The 507-nt window shown below is 73.2% G+C and carries 1 pseudogene; it reads left to right on the forward strand.

Going from position 1 to position 507, the window contains the following annotated elements:
• Positions 1–47: 47 nt before the first annotated feature.
• Positions 48–507, forward strand: a pseudogene (locus AOK11_RS45495) (phenylacetic acid degradation protein PaaN); the annotation flags it as partial.

Below are 507 nucleotides of genomic sequence, written 5' to 3' on the forward strand. Positions count from 1 at the left end.
CCCCAGGCTTTGCCCGGTCCCCGAACTCGACGAGGAGTTGGTCCCCGATGGCCGCCGAACCCACCGCGCAGCAACTGACCGCCCAGCACCGGCCCACCCTGGACCGGGCGCTGGAAGCGATCCGCACGCGCGCGTACTGGTCCCCGCACCCCGAGCACCCCAAGGCCTACGGAGAGAACGGCAGTCTGGACCTCGCGGCGGGCAAGGCCGCCTTCGACGCGCTGCTCGGCACCCGCCTCGACCTCGGCCAGCCCGGCACCGACGACTGGGTGGGCGGCGAGACCTCCCCGTACGGCGTCGAACTGGGCGTGAGCTACCCGCACGCGGACCTCGACGTGCTGCTGCCCGCCATGCGGGCCGGGATGCGGGCCTGGCGGGACGCGGGCGCCGAGACCCGCGCGATGGTCTGCCTGGAGATCCTCCAGCGGATCAGCGACCGGACGCCCGAGTTCGCCCACACGGTCATGCACACCTCCGGCCAGGCGTTCATGATGGCGTTCCAGGCCG

Origin of the sequence: Streptomyces hirsutus, from assembly GCF_001418415.1 — a bacterium.
GTDB lineage: Bacteria > Actinomycetota > Actinomycetes > Streptomycetales > Streptomycetaceae > Streptomyces > Streptomyces hirsutus.